Consider the following 18,512-nt stretch of genomic DNA (forward strand, 5'->3'; position numbering starts at 1 on the left):
GAATACAAGTTTTAGAGGATTTATCATGAGCACAGGTACTGTTGTCCAAGTAATTGGCGCGGTTGTGGACGTTGAGTTTCCACAAGATGCCGTACCTCAGGTATATGACGCTCTAGAGATCAAAAGTGAAGATTTGGTGCTGGAAGTACAGCAGCAACTAGGTGGTGGTGTTGTTCGTACCATCGCTATGGGTTCTTCAGATGGTCTGCGTCGTGGTCTTGAGGTTGTAAATTCTGGTTCACCTATTTCTGTTCCGGTTGGGGAAAAGACCCTAGGCCGTATCATGAACGTATTAGGTCAGCCAGTTGATGAAGCGGGTGAAATTGGTGAAGAAGAGCGTTATGTTATTCACCGTGAAGCGCCTTCATATGAAGATCAATCAAACACAACTGAGCTTTTAGAGACTGGTATCAAGGTTATCGACCTTGTATGTCCATTCGCTAAGGGTGGTAAAGTTGGTCTGTTTGGTGGTGCTGGTGTTGGTAAGACCGTCAACATGATGGAGCTTATTAACAACATCGCTAAAGCACACTCAGGTTTATCAGTATTCGCTGGTGTAGGTGAGCGTACTCGTGAGGGTAACGACTTCTACTACGAGATGGAAGATTCTGGCGTTCTAGATAAAGTGGCCATGGTATATGGTCAGATGAACGAGCCTCCAGGAAACCGTCTACGTGTGGCACTGACTGGTCTAACTATGGCTGAGAAGTTCCGTGACGAAGGTAAAGACGTTCTTTTCTTCGTTGATAACATCTATCGTTACACCTTGGCGGGTACTGAAGTATCTGCACTGCTAGGCCGTATGCCATCAGCAGTAGGTTACCAGCCAACACTGGCTGAAGAGATGGGTGTACTTCAGGAGCGTATTACATCGACTAAAACAGGGTCTATTACCTCTGTTCAAGCCGTATACGTACCTGCGGATGACTTAACCGATCCGTCACCAGCAACAACCTTCGCTCACTTAGATGCGACTGTTGTACTGTCACGTAACATCGCTTCTATGGGTATTTACCCAGCGGTTGACCCATTGGATTCGACTTCACGTCAGCTAGATCCTTTGGTTGTTGGTCAAGAGCATTATGATGTTGCTAGTGGTGTTCAAACTGTACTTCAGCGCTATAAAGAGCTGAAAGATATCATTGCGATTCTAGGTATGGATGAATTATCTGATGAAGATAAGACTACCGTAGCTCGTGCTCGTAAGATTGAAAAATATCTTTCTCAGCCTTTCTTCGTAGCAGAAGTATTCACTGGTTCTCCAGGTAAGTACGTTTCTCTTAAAGACACCATCCGTGGCTTTAAGGGCATTCTAGAAGGTGAGTATGACAACCTTCCAGAGCAAGCGTTCTACATGGTTGGTTCAATCGACGAAGTCGTTGAGAAAGCTAACAAAAAATAACTCAGTGCTCTGCACTTGTTGAGAACTCTTAGTTCAAAGTATGAGTGCAGATAACTAGTTTAAGGAGAACCGATGGCAGCCATGACAGTACAACTTGATATTGTTAGTGCAGAAAATAGCATCTTTACTGGCCTTGTAGCACACCTACAAGTGACTGGTTCAGAAGGTGATCTAGGTGTTATGCCTGGTCACGCGCCACTGCTGACAAATATCAAACCTGGCATGGCACGCATCGTCAAGCAAGATGGGAAAGAAGAGGTGTTTTATCTTTCGGGTGGAATCCTGGAAGTTCAACCTTTTTCTGTTTCAGTATTGGCTGACGTCGTGTTGCGTGCCGATGAGATTGACGAGAAGGCCGCTGAAGAAGCTAAGCGTCGTGCAGAGTCTGCTATGGCAGATGCTGGCGCTGACTTCAACTATGCTGCCGCAGCAAATGAGTTAGCTCAGGCTGTTGCTCAGTTGCGTGTTGTTGATACCATCAGAAAGAACATTGCCAGATAAGGTTATTGTTTGATAAAAAAGGCGCCTTAGGGCGCCTTTTTTGTGTCTGGAACACTTATGCCAAAACCTATGGATGGAAAGTTTTGGTATTTGTTTTTTACTGCTGATCTCTGGCTATTTTGCACTATTTCTTTGTCAAAGCTGCTCACTTATAGGCATAAGTTCTGCGGCTTTTCATTAATTAAGCCACAAACTATCTGGAAGCTAACTATATAACCTTGTCACTCCACCTTTTTTAATCATTATCATTCTGATTATGTGAAGTATGAGGTTCTCACTATCCCCTCTATTGCCATGCTGAGTGAGACGTTATAGATGGAAAGTGACCCAAAGTGCACTAGCCATCGCAATTGTCGGGCTAATGGATTAAAATTGCCCGATAACAAAGACCTCTTTTAGATTTTAATCTCTTTATTTTATCAAGCATTTTTAGCTCAAGGATATCTCCATGGCATTGAACGTAGTGATTTTGGCCGCAGGTAAGGGAACCCGCATGCGCTCAGATCTCCCTAAAGTTTTACATCCTATTGCCCATAAAAGTATGGTGCAGCATGTGATCGATACGGCTCACAATGTTGGTAGTGATGCGATTCAATTGGTATATGGCTATGGTGGTGAGAAGCTACAAAGCGTGTTGGGTGAGCAGCAGCTTAACTGGGTACTACAAGCTGAGCAGTTAGGTACAGGTCATGCGGTGGCTCAGGCTAACGCTAATATTAGCGACGACGATACTGTGCTGATTCTTTACGGTGATGTGCCGTTGATTCAGGCATCCACACTGGAAGCTCTGCTAGCTGCACGTGAAGAGAATGGATTAGCTATTTTAACCGTTAACCTACCTAACCCTACTGGGTATGGCCGTATTGTGCGCACTCCTTGTGAAGGTAAAGAGCAGGGTAAGGTTGTTGGTATCATTGAGCAGAAAGATGCTAATGCTGAGCAGCTTGCTATCAATGAGATCAACACAGGCATTATGGCTGCTCCTGGCAAGCAGTTAAAAGCTTGGCTTGGTCAGTTATCTTCTGATAATGCGCAGGGCGAATACTATCTGACCGATATTGTGGCTATGGCGCACAGAGATGGGGTTACTATTACCACTGCTCAGCCTGATTCTGCGATTGAAGTGGAAGGGGCGAACAACCGAGTGCAACTAGCTCAACTAGAACGTGCTTATCAGGCTCGTGCTGCTGAAAAACTTATGCTTGAAGGGGCTAACCTAAGAGATCCTGCTCGTATCGATATACGTGGTGAGGTGAGCGTTGGCATGGATGTGATGATAGATGTTAATGTCATCATGCAGGGGAAAGTGACCATAGGTAATAATGTCACTATTGGTGCAGGTGCTATCTTGATCGATTGTGAGATTAGCGACAATGCCGAGATTAAGCCTTACTCTATCGTTGAAAGTGCCAAAGTGGGTGCTGAGGCGAGTGCTGGCCCATTTGCTCGCCTTCGTCCAGGTGCTGAGCTTAAACGTGATGCTCATATAGGTAACTTTGTTGAGATGAAGAAGGCGGTATTGGGTGAAGGTTCAAAAGCGGGTCACCTTGCTTATATTGGCGATGCGCAGATTGGCAGTGGTGTAAACATAGGTGCTGGGACCATTACCTGTAACTATGATGGCGTCAATAAACATCTGACAGTAATCGAAGACAATGTCTTTGTGGGCAGTGATACGCAACTTGTAGCACCGGTAACCATAGGTAAGGGAGCGACCTTAGGGGCAGGCTCAACGATTACCCGTGATGTGGCTGCTGATGAGCTGGTTATTACCCGTGTTAAGCAGCGCCACCTGACTGGATGGCCACGTCCTGTTAAGCTGAAAAAGTAGTTTTACCTCTCCTCGATTAAGGCAGCTTATTAGCTGCCTTTTTTGTTTTTCATCACGCGTTTCTACCGTTTTTTAGAGCTTGATCACCAGTATTTGTAAACTTGTGTAAAGAAGCTTAAATAAAAATAGTTCTCATTTATATTACGCCCAACTTTCGCTCTTGATATCCATATTGGGGTTGGCAATGTCTTCTATAAAGCGTGTTTTAAAAAATCGTATTTTTAACTATTCATCTATCAGTATTGCAATATTCTCTGCACTCTCTGCGACTTCAGTTGTTGCAGAAGAGCTGGAAAGCATAGAGATTCCTACGGCTAATATTGAACGTATTACTGTTACTGGTCGTAGCTTTAATGACTACAAAGCTGGAACAGCATCAGGCGCTATGCGTGGTGATATCGATTTGATGGATACGCCTCAATCGGTCAATGTTATTCCTGACTTTGTGACCGATGAACAGTTGGCAACTAACCTTTCTGAAGTACTGGTTAACGATTCAAGTGTGACAGGTGGCTCAGAGAAGTGGAACCGCCAGGTATTTAGTATTCGTGGTTTCGAGCTATCTTCAGGCTCTGGTTATTTGATTAATGGTCAGCAGCAGTGGTCTCACTATGTGCAGCCTATTGAAACATTACAGCAAGTTGAGGTACTAAAAGGCCCATCTTCTATGTTGTATGGTCAATCAGGCCCTGGTGGTTTGATCAATATGGTGACCAAGAAGCCTACCTACGAAACTATGTTTGATATCGGCTTCGATACCGATGAACATGGTTCTACACGTTTTCAACTCGATGCGGGTGGCAGCTTAAACGAAGCTGAGACGATCCGTTATCGCACTGTGTTAGTTAAGCAAGACACTAAATACTGGCGTGAATATCAAGATGGCACTAACCAAGAGCGTGATCGCTGGTTAGGCTACCTTAACCTAGAGTTTGATATCACTGACGATCTACTTTTGTCACTTAAGTATGACCATACTCAAGATAAGACTGGTATCGATACAGGGGGCTGGTTAAACAGCAGTGGTGACTTAATTGGTGGCCGTGACATTATCTGGGATCAGCCATGGGCCTTTACCGATAATACCATCACTAATATGGGCGCGGATATCGTTTACCACATCAGTGATGATTGGAAGGTAAAAGCGGGTTATAACGATCAACAGTTTAACCGTCAGCGCTTAGATTCATCACCTCAATACTCTGAAGACCCATTCAGTAATGGTTACACGGTGAAGCCGTTCGATCGCTATGATGATTGGCAGCATAAAACAAGTTATATGGACTTTGTGGGTGAGTTCTCAACTGGCGGACTCGATCATCAGTTCCTGATTGGCGCTAATATGCTGGACTATTACTATGGCCAGTTACGGGTAAAAGGTGCACCAGAGACTGTTATTCCTGGTCAGCCAATCGCTAACCCTGGACTGGATTACAATGATGATGACTCTAAGTATGAGAGTGATTATAAGCACTACGGCTTCTATATTCAGGATCTGATCACCATTAATGACAGTTGGCAGGTGCTTGCTGGTGTTCGCTACGATGAGCAGAAAAAAGATGGCGAAGGCAATAACAGCTACGCAGTTTCACCTAAGTTTGGTGTTATCTACTCGCCCGCTGATAACGGCAGCATCTATGTAAACTACTCTAAGAGCTTTACACCTCAAGGGATAGTTAACGATTTTGAAGATGTGAATGATAAGATGAACCTTGAGCCTGAGTATGGTGAACAGTATGAGATAGGCACAAAGTGGGAGTTGTTTAACGATAGCTTGCTACTTACCGCAGCAGTATTCGATATCACTGTATCAAACGTCACTGTGACAGAAGATCTTACTAACCCAATTTCTGGTGGCCATCAAACTATTACGACCCAAAGTGGCGAACAGCGTCATAAAGGTTTCGAGATGGGCGCACAGGGGCAGGTTAGCGATAACTGGTTCTTAACCGGTTCTATGATGTACCTTAATGCTGAGTATCAAAGACCCGAAGGTGATAAGTTAAATGGTAAGACACCTATTGATGCGCCCGAATGGTCGGCTAACGTCTGGACTCGTTATGAGATGACCGATGATTTAGCCCTTAACTTTGGTGCTGTCTATGTGGGCGAGCGTTTCGCTAATACAGAGAATACTATCTCTAAAGATGGTTATGTACGTTTCGATATGGGCGCAGCTTACTCAATGGATGTGATGGGCAGTGATGTGAGCGTGCGTTTGAACGTGAAGAACCTGTTTGATACTGACTATATTGCCGGTGGTAACTACAAAGATGTCACTGTGGGTGAAGGACGTCACTTCGGTTTAGCAGTGGAAGCTAAGTTCTAATTAATACTTATTGATTAATTCTTTAATAAACTCTTTGATAAACAAAGCCTCTATCTTGGATAGGGGCTTTTTTTTGTCTAAATTTTGGCACTTTTTGATCTTTATCTAGTTTCAAAACTGGTAAAAAAGTTTCGTTTCACTATAATGCTTCTTTCGAAACGAAACTTAACTGAAAGGTTTTATGAACAAACGTAATACTCAACAGCGCCGACATAGCATTATCAGCATCCTAAATGATCAGGGTGAGGTCAGTGTTGATGAGTTATCTACTCGTTTCGAAACATCTGAGGTCACTATTCGTAAAGACCTAGCTGCACTTGAGAAAACAGGCCTCTTGTTACGTCGTTATGGTGGCGCCGTTGCGATCCCCGATGAGGTGACACAGCAATTCACTGCCAAGATAGCGCCTAATAAGCTATCTATTGCCGAAACAGCGGCTGAGCTGATCAATGATCATAACCGCATCATTATCGACAGTGGCAGTACTACATCTGGGCTTATTCAGCAGTTGAATAGTAAGCGTGGTCTGCTTGTGATGACCAACTCCCTGCAGTTGGCCAATGCGATTCATGAGCTGGAAAATGAGCCAACTCTGTTGATGACAGGAGGTACCTGGGATCCTCACTCGGAATCTTTTCAGGGGCAGGTCGCCGAGCAGGTATTGCGCTCATATAACTTCGATCAGCTTTTTATCGGTGCCGACGGTATCGATCTCGAGCGTGGCACAACCACCTTCAATGAGTTAACAGGTCTTAGTAAGGTGATGGCCGAAGTATCACGGGAAGTGATTGTGATGCTTGAGTCCGACAAGGTTGGACGACGTATCCCTAATTTAGAGCTGCCATGGAGCAAGGTTAGTGTGCTTGTTACCGATGACAGACTTGCCGCTGAAGCGGTTGAAAGTATTACTAACCATGGTGTGCGGGTCATACTTGCACGCCATGTAAGTTAAGCAAATTCATTTTAATTTTAACTCTGGTTTATAGAGATTAGGTAATCAATATGTGTGGAATCGTAGGCGCTGTGGCGCAAAGGGATGTTGCTGAAATTTTGGTTGAGGGACTTAGACGTCTTGAATATCGTGGATATGATTCAGCTGGTGTCGCCGTGATTAATGATGGAGAGCTGAGAACGACTCGTCGTGTCGGTAAGGTGCAGGAGCTATCGGCAGCGCTGGATGACTCTCCATTAGTAGGCGGTACAGGTATCGCTCATACACGCTGGGCAACCCACGGTGAGCCAAGTGAGCGTAATGCCCATCCTCATCTCTCTAGTGGTGATATTGCAGTTGTTCACAACGGTATTATTGAAAACCACAATAAGCTACGTGAGATGCTTAAAGGCTTAGGTTATGCCTTCACATCAGATACTGATACCGAAGTTATCTGCCATCTAGTCCACCATGAGTTAAAGAGCCATGACACACTGTTAACTGCAGTACAAGCAACGGTGAAACAGCTTGAAGGTGCTTACGGCACTGTGGTTATCGACCGTACAGACAGTGACCGTATGATTGTCGCCCGTAGCGGTAGTCCATTGGTGATTGGTTTTGGTCTTGGTGAAAACTTCGTTGCCTCTGATCAGTTAGCACTATTACCTGTTACACGCTCTTTTGCTTTCTTAGAGGAGGGGGATGTTGCTGAGGTGACACGTCGTACGGTTAGCATTTTTGATATTGATGGTAATGCTGTTGAGCGCGAAGTAAAAGAGTCTGAAGTGACTCATGATGCCGGTGATAAAGGCGAATACCGTCACTACATGCTAAAAGAGATCTACGAGCAGCCACGTGCTATTGCCCATACTTTAGAGGGCCGTATTGCCAGCGGGACTGTGTTGGACTCAGCATTTGGTGAGAACGCTGCTGAGTTTCTTAAAGATATTAAGCATGTACAGATCATCGCCTGTGGTACGAGTTATCACGCGGGAATGGCTGCACGTTACTGGCTAGAGGATTGGGCTGGTGTTTCCTGTAATGTTGAGATCGCATCTGAGTTCCGCTACCGTAAATCTCATATGTTCCCTAACAGCTTGTTAGTGACTATCTCTCAGTCTGGTGAAACGGCGGATACTTTAGCTGCACTACGTCTGGCAAAAGAGATGGGCTACAAAGCTACTATGACTATCTGTAACTCACCGGGCTCATCTCTGGTACGTGAATCAGATATGGCGTATATGATGAAAGCGGGCGCCGAGATTGGTGTTGCATCAACCAAAGCATTTACCGTTCAGCTTGCGGGCCTGTTGATGCTAACAGCAGTTGTGGGTCGCCATAACGGTATGTCAGAAGAGATGCAGGCTAAAATTACTCAAAGCTTACAATCTATGCCAGCTAAGGTTGAGCAAGCACTTGGATTAGATGATGCTATTGCTGAGCTTGCCGAAGATTTTGCTGACAAGCATCACGCCCTGTTTTTAGGTCGTGGCGATCAATATCCAATCGCGATGGAAGGGGCACTTAAGCTTAAAGAGATCTCCTATATTCACGCCGAAGCTTATGCATCCGGTGAGCTAAAGCATGGTCCATTAGCTTTGATCGATGCTGATATGCCAGTGATTGTGGTTGCGCCAAACAATGAACTGCTTGAAAAGTTAAAGTCGAATGTTGAAGAGGTACGTGCCCGTGGTGGTTTGATGTACGTATTTGCCGATGTGGATGCTGAGTTTGAATCTGATGACACCATGAAAGTGATTCAAGTGCCTCATTGCGATGAGTTTATGGCAGCGCTTATCTACACGATTCCTTTGCAGTTACTCTCTTACCATGTTGCCTTAATTAAAGGTACCGATGTGGATCAGCCACGTAACTTAGCAAAATCAGTGACGGTAGAGTAATCGGTTTAACCTTTACTCTATTTGATGAGGTTTAAATGGCGGTTTCCTTAATGGAGCCGCCATTTTTTCAACTAATGATACATAGGCGTTATAGAACAAGCAAACCATAAGCTCCTAGCTTTGGTAATCCGTTTAGTGTCTGCTTAAGTGCTAAGTCACCATTGCTTTGAATATCGAATATCATCACCTGACCCATATTGCCGACAAGTTGGTATAACTCCTTACCGTCATGACTAGTATCTAAGTCGCTAAAGAAAAGCATCTCAGGTTTAGATTTGTAGGCGGTGGCATTCTTTAATCGAACTGAGCCATCCTTGTTAATATCAAATGAACTAATGGAACTCGATAGTGCATTAGCAGCCCATAGTGTTTTTTGATCTGGAGAGAGTGCAACCCAGCAGTTGGCTATCTCTCCACCCTCAACGTTATCGCCAGTGAGAACATCTGCTGAGACTAGGCTTATATTGCCTTGCCCATCTAAGGTGTAACTGGAAAGAGAACCGGTTTGCCAAGAGTATTTTGGTGTTTGCGGTACAACATTGGCTTGTTCACGTAATCCAAATTCAGGGGTTAAAAAGCGAGCCTCTGACATAAAGATCAGATCGCCACTGTCTGATACTCCAGTATCAAATCCCACTGGAATAGCTTGAAATCGCCTAGCTGTACGTGGGGAGTTGATAGTGGAAATGGGTTCTGCTGACAATGAATTATCTAACATTCTAAAGATTTTGATTTTTCCAGTAACGAGCTCATTTACGATTAAGTGTTTTCCATCATGACTAAAGGAGGTCGTAGAGGGTCTAGCTTTGAGATCTCGACGAGAACCTGGTACTAGGGTTAATCTATTGTCGTTATTGATAATATAAGCGCTGATACTGCCGTTACCGTTATCAACACCGACGCTAGCGACCACCACATGTTGACCATGACTGGCAATACTCACTGGAAATTTATCACCGGCTTCGACTGTATTTTGCAGTGTGAGTGAGCCGTCCTTATTAACCTTTAATAGGCTGACACTTGAATCACCAGCGTTCACGACGAGTACGTGTCGACCATCATCGGTCGCGACAATACCATTGGCAGAGATAAGGGGATCATCGCCATTGGCAAGGGGGTGTGTTTCATCTTTTTGCAGAGCTGGTATTTCAAGATCGCCCGTACCCTCTCCACCTGTTGGAAACTCACCAAGCTGTTTAAATTTCCCATTTGCTAGACTGCGAAAGCCGACCACTGTGTTGCCGTCAGTCTTGTTGGAGGCGACATAGATAGTGGATAAAGCTTCTTGATCTGTGTGAACTGCTTTTGATTCACACCCTAAAAGAGAGATGAGTCCGGCTGCGGCTATAGGAAGTAGAAATTGGTGTAGTTTCAGAGTATCTGTTTTTTTCATTGATAAGCTCCATCGTTAGGCGTTGTCATACCTTCTATACATATTTTGGAATTATTTTTGTATTTACAGACAATATCTTACTGTTCTAGTTAAGTGGGGTTGGTATCTGAAGTGCTCAAAAAAGGAGTCGGCCATCTCTAAATGAGCGGGAGTTTATGCAGGCTTAGTCATACTTGGGAGAGGGGGAATTCGCGCTTATCTGGTTTTGGTCTATATTTAAAAGAAAACTCCCGCTTATAGCGGGAATTTTTTTGTCTGGAAAAAATCAACGCCCTTAAAGGGCGTTAATTATCTGACTAGCTAAATGCCATAAAAGGAGAGATACAAAGTAGTACACCAGTGATAATGATGAAGTTTGTCGCCATGCCTTTGTACTTGTTTAGCTGTGGCACTTTATACACAAGGTAAGCAGGGATTAAACAACCAACCAGGCCAAAGATAGGGCTGCAGATTGAAGTAAATGACAAAATAGGTGCATTTAGTGCGATGGCTGACCATGCGAGTAGGATAATAAAGACTGTAACTAGCTTATCTACCTTCGCTTTATTCACTTGAGATTCTTTGAATTTACGTAGCAGTAGATTCATCGCTAAACCTTTACAGGCTTCCTTAAATGCGAGGAACACACCGAAGAATGAGGTTACAATGGCGAAGATGTTAATCACAACACCTGTGATTGTTGCCCAGCTCCCAGGAAAGTAATGCGCGATAATGGCTAGAGCAGAGATATTCTTGTTCATCGCTTCAGTGGCTTGCTCTTGGCTAATGGCAAAGGTGAACGATACCGCGAAGAAGAACACAATAACGAAGAGGAGAGAGAAAGCTATTGTCATTGCACGTGTTGCTTTATAGCATGCCACCTCAATTGATTTTTCATGGGATCGGTATGAGATCACCATAGGGCTTAATGATTGAATAAAGAGAATTGAGGTTAGTGTAAATGGTAAGGTGATAATCGCATCTTTCATCATAGAGCCAAATTGACCTATCTCTGGAATATTGTTGATATCCCAGCGAGCAATCAGAAGTACACCCATCACGGCAACTAGACAGAGAACTGTTACAGCCATAAAGCCTGACAGTTTAAACAGCAGGTTTTCGCCTTTAGAACCGATGAAAACTAGAGCGCAGATAAGCCCTAAACCGTAGAACACATTATCACTCAGATCTCCTTCGGTTACGCCAAATGAATGAAGATAAGAGGCGCTATCATTGGTGACAGCAAGTGAGTAAACCAGTACCCAAATAACTAACATTAAGAAGTAGAGCACCCCTAATGCAACTCCCCAGTTTTTACCAAGATAACCTGAAATTACACCAGGATAATCGGTACACTTTTTAGATTCAGCTAATGTATTAATAAACAGTTTTTGAAATAGATACATGGCTGGGTAGCCAATAATGGAGGAGAGCAAAAATACCCAAAGCCCCATGACGCCAACTTGAATAGGTAAGAAAACGATACCTGCACCTATGGCCATACCTATACTCATTACAATCCAGCCCCAATCGGTACTGTCAAATCGAGTCGCTTCTTTCCATTCCGCCGCTGTTGAGGTGTCGCGGGATATATCTACTGTCGCAATACTTGCTGTCATACATCACCCTAGTTGATCTTATTTTAAATTATTGCGCAAATATATTTGAACTTTTTAAAGTCCACAATCAAAATCACTTAACTTATTTTCAATGCGAGATAAAGCTCTTAAACTGCTTTAAATATGGGATCTATAGCGTTTGTTTCTACTGTTTTCTAGTATAAAACTAAAATTAAGTTGCATTTTTCTATTGAAATGAAAATAATGTTGCAATGTTAGCTAGCGCTAAAATGAAAAAATATTTGAAGGTATTTCCATGAAACCAGTGTGGCAAAAGTATATTGAGATCATTAACCAAGTTGTTAAACCTGCACTTGGCTGTACCGAACCTATTGCAGCTGCTTATGGTGCAGCGGTTGCCGTTCAGGAGTTGGGTTGTTCTGTGCCTGACTCATTAGAGGTTTTTGTTTCGGATAACCTGTATAAAAACTCAATGGGAGTATTTGTTCCTGGAACAGGAAAGATAGGCCTTGCTATTGCAGCTGCCTCGGGAGCGATTGGCGGGAATGCTGATGCTGGCCTTGAGGTATTAGCTGCGATAACGCCTGAGCAAGTTTTACAGGCTCAGGAGATGATAGATGCAGGTAAAGTGTCAGTGAAGCGTACCGTTACCGATGAGTTTATCTATTGCTGCGTTATCGCTAGATTTGAGGGCAGAGAGTCGCTGGTTAAAATCTGTGGCGGTCATACCTTAATTGTTGAGAAGCAGCTGAACGGCAAAATTAACTTTATTGCTGATGAATCAAGTGCAATCTCCACAGGTTCTATCTGTGAAGGGGTAGATATTAATATCGCCTCTATCTATGAATTTGCCACTCAAGTTGAACTGGAGAAGATAGCATTTATCCTTCAGGCTGCGGATCTCAATACCAAGTTGTCAGATGAGGGGATGACGAACTCCTACGGCCTTGAAGTGGGCCGTACAATGAAGAAAAGTATCGATGAGGGTATTTTATCTAACGATCTTCTTAATAAAATTGTGATGGAAACCGCTGCAGCGTCCGATGCGCGTATGGGTGGGGCAACACTTCCTGCGATGAGTAATCTTGGCAGTGGTAACCAAGGTATTGCAGCAACGATCCCTGTTGTTATCGCTGCAAAGCACTATAAAACCAGTGATGAACAATTGGCGAGAGCGCTGATATTAAGCCATCTTGGCGCTATCTATATTAAGTCTCACTATCCACCTTTATCGGCTTTCTGTGGTAATACTGTGACCAGTGCTGCGGCTGCGATGGCCATGGTATACTTGGCTGGTGGAAGTTTTGAGCAGTCCTGCTTTGCTATCCAAAATGTGATCAGTGATAGCTCTGGTATGGTGTGCGACGGTGCTAAAGCCTCTTGTGCAATGAAGGTTAGTACTTCATCTTGTGCGGCTGTGAGAGCCTTCTTAATGGCAATGAACTCTCGCTCTGTTTCTGGACAGGGGATTATCGCTAAGGATGTTGAGCAAACGATTATCAACATTGGCCAGATGATCAGTCACGGTATGCCGTCAACGGACACCACTATCATCAATATTATGTCTGCATAGTTTGTCATCGTAGATAAAAATAGGTAAATAAAAGGGTTAGATGTGAAACTGCAAGAGCTAACAAAAAGTGATTTTGAGATATTGAAGTCGATGGAGAATGTGGTGGAAGGGATTGCTGCCATGTATGGTGAGCATACCGAAGTCGTGCTCCATAGCTTAGATTCTCGTGATCCTTCGGTGATAAAGATTGCCAATGGTCATGTCACTGGGAGAAAGCTGGGTGCACCAGTTACCAATTTAGCCCTTTTAAAATTAAAAACGGGTCAAGACATCTCTAACTCTTACTTAACTAAATGTGCCACGGGTAAAACCCTACGCTCAATTACCACCATAATCCGTAATGGTCAGAATCGGGCTATTGGACTGCTGTGCATCAATACCGATATGGATGCACCTCTGCAATCTGTACTGCGCACTATGATGCCAGACAGTATGGTTAATACTGAGATGACCAGTACGCCTGAGGTGTTTGCCCGTAATATTGATGAAGCACTGCATAGCACTATTGATAGTGTTAATAATGACGTGAGAGGCAATGTGGATATTGCTCCCTCTAAAAAAAGCCGTGAGATAGTGACACAACTTTATGATCTCGGTGTATTTGAGCTTAAAGACAGTGCGCAAGTTGCCGCTACTCGGTTGGATATATCTGTTCACTCGATCTATCGCTACCTTAGAGAGATCAAGGCCAACCAACTGCCTAGCTAGTGTATAGCGGTGACTTTTAATTAAAGAGGGTTACCTCAAGAATTATTGGCTATCTTCTTATGCGGCAATGGTGTTATCGCTATTTTTTTCAAATCTTTTCCATACCTTTTCATGGAAGTAAAAAACAATAGTATTAATGCTAGGTTCAATAAGTGCGACAGCCCCACCAATGACTATGCTACCTGTCAGCAAATAGGTAATAGTGAAAGCTACGCTGAAATGTAATATTGCAAAGGTAAATGTCTTAGCCATGATGGGTTGCCTCTATTAAGTCGATAATCAAATGATAATAGTTATCATTTGCATTTTAAAGAGGTTTAGATAGATTAGTTTGATAGGATTTATAGATTGGAAATAAGTTTTGGATATAAACCCATCAATATAATGCACGTAATGATGGGTTTACATCTATTGGCTAACTAGTTGTAAATTAGTAGTGCCAAGGGAATTTAGAGAAATCCTGATCCCGCTTCTCCAGAAAGGCATCACGTCCCTCTTGAGCTTCACTTGTACCATAAGCTAAACGTGTCGCTTCACCAGCAAATAGTTGCTGTCCAACCAAACCGTCATCTGCCATATTGAAACCATACTTAAGCATGCGCATTGCGGTTGGCGATTTACTGTTGATCTCACGAGCCCAGTTGAGCGCTTCGGTTTCTAGTTCAGCATGTGGAATTGAGCGGTTTACCATTCCCATATCAAACGCTTCATCGGCACTGTAGTTAAAACCAAGGAAGAAAATCTCACGGGCGCGCTTTTGACCTATCATTTTTGCGAGATAGGCACTGCCGTAACCAGAGTCGAAGCTAGCTACATCGGGATCGGTCTGCTTAAAGATAGCGTGCTCTTTAGAGGCTAATGTCAGATCACAAACCACATGTAGACTATGGCCGCCGCCTACTGCCCAACCAGGCACCACGGCAATAACGATTTTAGGCATAAAACGTATGAGTCGTTGAACCTCTAAAATATGTAAGCGTCCCATACGGGCAATATCGGCACTGTTAGCCTCTTCGCCTTCATATTTATAACCATCTTTACCACGAATACGTTGATCACCCCCCGCGCAGAATGCCCAGCCACCATCTTTAGCCGATGGACCGTTACCAGTAAGAAGCACGCAGCCTACATCTGACCACTGTCTTGCATGATCTAGAGCAGTAAAAAGCTCATCGACGGTTTTAGGTCTGAATGAGTTGCGACACTCTGGGCGGTTAATTGCGATACGCACTGTGCCTTGATCTTTGGCTCTGTGATAGGTGATATCTTCAAAATCAAACCCGGATACCTGATCCCATAGATTAGGATCGAAAATGTCTGAGACCTGTTGTGACATAATATTTAGCCTTTATACCCAATTTAGATTGAGCAAAGGCTAGGCCTAAACAGAACTCAGGTCAATCACAGCTATGGATAATTGCCGCTTGGGATTGATTAATTGTATAGAAAGCTAGTTCAGCTTATCACAGACAAAATAGATATTTTCCTGGCTTAAACTGTCGTGCTTTGGTGTGATACCGGAACAGTACTCCTCTTTAAAATCTTGTAATGAAGAGGGAGAACTAAGTATTTGATCGAGCGTACTTAACTCGCTAGGGGATAAACGTTCAGCAATCTCCCTTTTTAATTGAGGGACTTTATCATCTGTTTTAATGGCTGTAGTGCCTGTCATTCCCTGTATTTTTCGTACGGTTTCTTCAAGCATAGCCTCAGATTGAGCGATAGGCTCATCCAGTTTATTGGTTTCGGTTGCTACGTAATAGAGCAAACCGACACCTAATCCTAATATTACCCAGCCTCTCATTTTAGATCCAACTTTGGTGAATAACGAGTATCATAAGGGGTATAATAAGCTAATTTTCGAGCAATATTAAAGTAGTAAGGCTGCTAAAGATGAGCACAGAGTCTAATAAAAAGGATTATTCAAAGGCTAACAGGATTAAAATCCACCAACCTGATGCTAATAAAGCCGATAGATTTAATCCTCGTAACCGTATCTATGTTAGGGCAGTAGAGGGGCTATGGAGTCGTTTACGTACCCGACTTGGTTGGGTTGCAATGTTGTTCTTTCTTATTCTGCCTTGGATCCCTTGGGGGGATAGACAGGCGGTATGGTTTAACCTAGCTGAGCAGAAGTTTCATATATTTGGCTTAACCATCTGGCCGCAAGATCTTACTCTGCTCGCTGCACTTCTGATGATAGCCGCTTTTGGCCTCTTTTTTGTGACGACTTACCTTGGACGTGTCTGGTGTGGCTATACCTGCCCACAAACTGTGTGGACCTTTATCTTTATCTGGTTCGAAGAAAAGCTCGAAGGTGCGCGTAATAAGCGAATGAAGCTAGATCAGATGCCATGGAGTTTTAATAAGCTTTGGCGTAAAACAGCCAAACATGCCTCTTGGGTATTTATCTCTCTAATTACAGCAATGACGTTCGTGTCTTACTTTGTGCCTACTCGTGAAGTCTATGTTGATGTCTTTACCCTTAGTGCTAGTGGTGGTATCTATTTCTGGGTGGTGCTATTTACTTTAGCTACGTACGGAAATGCTGGCTGGATGCGCGAGATCATGTGTATCCATATGTGCCCTTATGCTCGTTTCCAAGCTGCTATGTTCGATAAGAATACCTATATAGTCGGTTACGATACTAAACGAGGTGAGAGTCGAGGACCGAGATCCCGTAAAGCTGATCCTAAAGAGATGGGCTTAGGTGATTGTATTGACTGTGATCTTTGTGTGCAGGTTTGTCCTACTGGGATAGATATCCGTAATGGTTTGCAATATGAGTGTATTAACTGTGGAGCTTGTATTGATGCTTGTGATACCACGATGGAGCGTATGGGCTATGACAAAGGCTTAATTGCTTATACTACTGAAAATAAGCTTGATGGTATTAAAGAGAAGGTATTACGTCCTAAGTTAGTTGGTTATGGGGTCGTGCTTACGGTTATGATCCTTATCTTCGTTTATGCCAGTGCTACAATCGCACCTGTGCGTGTGGATGTGATTCGCGATCGTAATCAGCTGTTCAGGGAAAACAATGAAGGTTTAATAGAAAACACCTTTACCCTGAAAATTCTGAATAAAACAGAGCAAGAGCATCATTACCAATTATCTGTAGAGGGATTACCTGAATATATCTGGTATGGAGCGCAAGAGGTTAAGATCGACGGGGGAGAGGTGTTAACTCTGCCCATTAGTGTCGCAGTTGATCCTGTGGACCTTTCCAGAACCATGACTAAGATAAACTTTAAGGTGGTGGCCGAGCCTTCATCTACAGATTCTAATAGTGAGAAGATAGAAGCTACTCAAGAGTCACGCTTCTTTAGTAACTAATTTTTGACTTCGAGCAGGGCTTATTGAGATTAATACCAATCAGTATAAAGATTTGATCGCTCAGCGAGAGTTTAGCGGTCCTGAGGCAAGACAATGAGTGAAGAGCATAGTTATTCTACGGTTAAGCTCATTAACGCAGCATCAGAACCGCTAAAACTCGCCTGTAAGGAGTGTTTTTAGCTGCCTACTTCTGCGTTGAATGAACTCACAAGGGCACACCATTCTATCATCCATTCGCCTTGAATTAGTTTGCTAAAAGACACTCTGAGTAGATCAACTTCTTATACTGATTGGTATAAAGGGGCTTTCAGCCCCTTTTTTGTACGTATCGTTTGATAACTACGCATCCAATCCTATTATTTCATTTTTCTCAATAAAAGCCCTTGCACAGTTGCGAGTAATCCCTATAATGCGCATCCACTGACACGGCACAGCAGGCCAACTAGGCTAATTCTTAAAGCTTATAAAGAGTCGAAAGAGTAGATAGCACGGGACTTGCAGCAGTGTTAGAGAATCAAAACTCCTCGGAGATTTGATTCAGGTGACAAATGCTTTAGAAGCTTTATTAGATGGTTGTTGACACGAGAGTGAACAAAGAATCATCGCTTGAAAAACTTCTTCAAATAAGCGCTTGACGCCAACCACGGAGAGTGTAGAATACGCCTCCTCAAGCCAACGACCAAGCGTCAACGGCCACACAATAGTGTGATGCTCTTTAACAATTCAAAACAAGAAATCTGTGTGGACACTCACAGGTGTTGAGTTATTCGAAATTGTCTTCTGTTCTTCGGAATGTTGGCAATCAAAAATTTTCTCAATGAACCACTGAGTGACCATAGCAATATGTAAACTTCATTAGCCTTTAGGGTTGATGAAAAACAGTATAATTCGTTGAGCCGTTCTTCATCCTTAATCGGATGAGAACAAAAAAACTTTAATTGAAGAGTTTGATCATGGCTCAGATTGAACGCTGGCGGCAGGCCTAACACATGCAAGTCGAGCGGAAACAGGAGAGTAGCTTGCTACTTTCGCTGTCGAGCGGCGGACG

The 18,512-nt window shown here is 43.4% G+C and carries 14 protein-coding genes and 1 rRNA gene; 10 read left to right on the forward strand and 5 right to left on the reverse strand.

Translation table 11 applies throughout. The annotated features are described in order from the left end of the window. Window positions 1–25: 25 nt before the first annotated feature. The 6 genes from atpD (at window position 26) to glmS (ending at window position 8,895) form a co-directional block, all read left to right on the forward strand. Window positions 26–1,402, forward strand: a complete 1,377-nt coding sequence (atpD, locus tag K0625_RS21030) for a F0F1 ATP synthase subunit beta (protein ID WP_220111433.1) — start codon at window positions 26–28, stop codon at window positions 1,400–1,402. 72 nt (window positions 1,403–1,474) lie between these two features. After that, window positions 1,475–1,903 carry a F0F1 ATP synthase subunit epsilon gene (locus K0625_RS21035; RefSeq protein WP_220111434.1) on the forward strand — a complete coding sequence of 143 codons (429 nt, stop codon included), beginning with the start codon at window positions 1,475–1,477 and terminating at the stop codon, window positions 1,901–1,903. Window positions 1,904–2,351: 448 nt separating this feature from the next. Beyond that, window positions 2,352–3,734 carry a bifunctional UDP-N-acetylglucosamine diphosphorylase/glucosamine-1-phosphate N-acetyltransferase GlmU gene (gene glmU, locus K0625_RS21040; RefSeq protein ID WP_220111435.1) on the forward strand — a complete coding sequence of 461 codons (1,383 nt, stop codon included), beginning with the start codon at window positions 2,352–2,354 and terminating at the stop codon, window positions 3,732–3,734. A 184-nt stretch (window positions 3,735–3,918) separates the two neighbouring features. Further along, complete coding sequence (locus K0625_RS21045) at window positions 3,919–6,063, forward strand: TonB-dependent siderophore receptor (RefSeq protein WP_220111436.1); 2,145 nt, start codon at window positions 3,919–3,921, stop codon at window positions 6,061–6,063. 181 nt (window positions 6,064–6,244) lie between these two features. Next, the gene (locus tag K0625_RS21050) at window positions 6,245–7,015 is read left to right on the forward strand and encodes a DeoR/GlpR family DNA-binding transcription regulator (RefSeq protein WP_220111437.1); all 771 of its coding nucleotides are present in this window, start codon (window positions 6,245–6,247) and stop codon (window positions 7,013–7,015) included. Window positions 7,016–7,065: 50 nt separating this feature from the next. Continuing rightward, on the forward strand, window positions 7,066–8,895 hold the full coding sequence (glmS, locus tag K0625_RS21055; RefSeq protein ID WP_220111438.1) for a glutamine--fructose-6-phosphate transaminase (isomerizing): 1,830 nt from the start codon (window positions 7,066–7,068) through the stop codon (window positions 8,893–8,895). An 88-nt stretch (window positions 8,896–8,983) separates the two neighbouring features. Here the strand turns inward: glmS and K0625_RS21060 are convergent, their stop codons facing one another. Further along, complete coding sequence (locus K0625_RS21060; RefSeq protein WP_220111439.1) at window positions 8,984–10,288, reverse strand: lactonase family protein; 1,305 nt, start codon at window positions 10,286–10,288, stop codon at window positions 8,984–8,986. 296 nt (window positions 10,289–10,584) lie between these two features. Then, entirely contained in the window at window positions 10,585–11,886 is a 1,302-nt protein-coding gene (locus K0625_RS21065; protein WP_220111440.1) for an SLC5/6 family protein, read from the reverse strand. Window positions 11,887–12,142: 256 nt separating this feature from the next. On the opposite strand from K0625_RS21065, the gene K0625_RS21070 reads away from it, so the two are divergent. Further along, a complete protein-coding gene (locus K0625_RS21070; protein ID WP_220111441.1) occupies window positions 12,143–13,420 on the forward strand; it encodes an L-cysteine desulfidase family protein in 1,278 nt (425 codons plus the stop codon). Window positions 13,421–13,462: 42 nt separating this feature from the next. Then, window positions 13,463–14,128 (forward strand): helix-turn-helix transcriptional regulator, encoded by a 666-nt coding sequence (locus K0625_RS21075; protein ID WP_065187391.1) that lies wholly within the window; start codon window positions 13,463–13,465, stop codon window positions 14,126–14,128. A 57-nt stretch (window positions 14,129–14,185) separates the two neighbouring features. Here the strand turns inward: K0625_RS21075 and K0625_RS21080 are convergent, their stop codons facing one another. The 3 genes from K0625_RS21080 to K0625_RS21090 form a co-directional block, all read right to left on the reverse strand. Beyond that, window positions 14,186–14,380 carry a DUF2061 domain-containing protein gene (locus K0625_RS21080; protein WP_220111442.1) on the reverse strand — a complete coding sequence of 65 codons (195 nt, stop codon included), beginning with the start codon at window positions 14,378–14,380 and terminating at the stop codon, window positions 14,186–14,188. A 178-nt stretch (window positions 14,381–14,558) separates the two neighbouring features. Next, on the reverse strand, window positions 14,559–15,464 hold the full coding sequence (locus K0625_RS21085; RefSeq protein ID WP_012327452.1) for a 1,4-dihydroxy-2-naphthoyl-CoA synthase: 906 nt from the start codon (window positions 15,462–15,464) through the stop codon (window positions 14,559–14,561). 114 nt (window positions 15,465–15,578) lie between these two features. Next, window positions 15,579–15,932 (reverse strand): hypothetical protein, encoded by a 354-nt coding sequence (locus tag K0625_RS21090; protein WP_220111443.1) that lies wholly within the window; start codon window positions 15,930–15,932, stop codon window positions 15,579–15,581. A gap of 89 nt (window positions 15,933–16,021) precedes the next feature. Between K0625_RS21090 and ccoG the strand changes: the two genes are divergently transcribed. Together ccoG and K0625_RS21100 are read left to right on the forward strand one after the other, a co-directional pair. After that, window positions 16,022–17,464: a cytochrome c oxidase accessory protein CcoG gene (gene ccoG, locus K0625_RS21095; protein WP_220111444.1), complete on the forward strand. Its 1,443-nt coding sequence runs from the start codon at window positions 16,022–16,024 to the stop codon at window positions 17,462–17,464. Between the two features lie 935 nt (window positions 17,465–18,399). Next, a 16S ribosomal RNA gene (locus K0625_RS21100) occupies window positions 18,400–18,512 on the forward strand; the annotation flags it as partial.

The organism is Shewanella nanhaiensis (assembly GCF_019457885.1).
GTDB lineage: Bacteria > Pseudomonadota > Gammaproteobacteria > Enterobacterales > Shewanellaceae > Shewanella > Shewanella nanhaiensis.

Bases quoted from the DNA above. Each gene is read 5' to 3' on its own strand.
- atpD (WP_220111433.1), top strand. From the start codon at position 26: ATGAGCACAGGTACTGTTGTCCAAGTAATTGGCGCGGTTGTGGACGTT.
- K0625_RS21035 (WP_220111434.1), top strand. From the start codon at position 1,475: ATGGCAGCCATGACAGTACAACTTGATATTGTTAGTGCAGAAAATAGC.
- glmU (WP_220111435.1), top strand. From the start codon at position 2,352: ATGGCATTGAACGTAGTGATTTTGGCCGCAGGTAAGGGAACCCGCATG.
- K0625_RS21045 (WP_220111436.1), top strand. From the start codon at position 3,919: ATGTCTTCTATAAAGCGTGTTTTAAAAAATCGTATTTTTAACTATTCA.
- K0625_RS21050 (WP_220111437.1), top strand. From the start codon at position 6,245: ATGAACAAACGTAATACTCAACAGCGCCGACATAGCATTATCAGCATC.
- glmS (WP_220111438.1), top strand. From the start codon at position 7,066: ATGTGTGGAATCGTAGGCGCTGTGGCGCAAAGGGATGTTGCTGAAATT.
- K0625_RS21060 (WP_220111439.1), bottom strand. From the start codon at position 10,288: ATGAAAAAAACAGATACTCTGAAACTACACCAATTTCTACTTCCTATA.
- K0625_RS21065 (WP_220111440.1), bottom strand. From the start codon at position 11,886: ATGACAGCAAGTATTGCGACAGTAGATATATCCCGCGACACCTCAACA.
- K0625_RS21070 (WP_220111441.1), top strand. From the start codon at position 12,143: ATGAAACCAGTGTGGCAAAAGTATATTGAGATCATTAACCAAGTTGTT.
- K0625_RS21080 (WP_220111442.1), bottom strand. From the start codon at position 14,380: ATGGCTAAGACATTTACCTTTGCAATATTACATTTCAGCGTAGCTTTC.
- K0625_RS21085 (WP_012327452.1), bottom strand. From the start codon at position 15,464: ATGTCACAACAGGTCTCAGACATTTTCGATCCTAATCTATGGGATCAG.
- K0625_RS21090 (WP_220111443.1), bottom strand. From the start codon at position 15,932: ATGAGAGGCTGGGTAATATTAGGATTAGGTGTCGGTTTGCTCTATTAC.
- ccoG (WP_220111444.1), top strand. From the start codon at position 16,022: ATGAGCACAGAGTCTAATAAAAAGGATTATTCAAAGGCTAACAGGATT.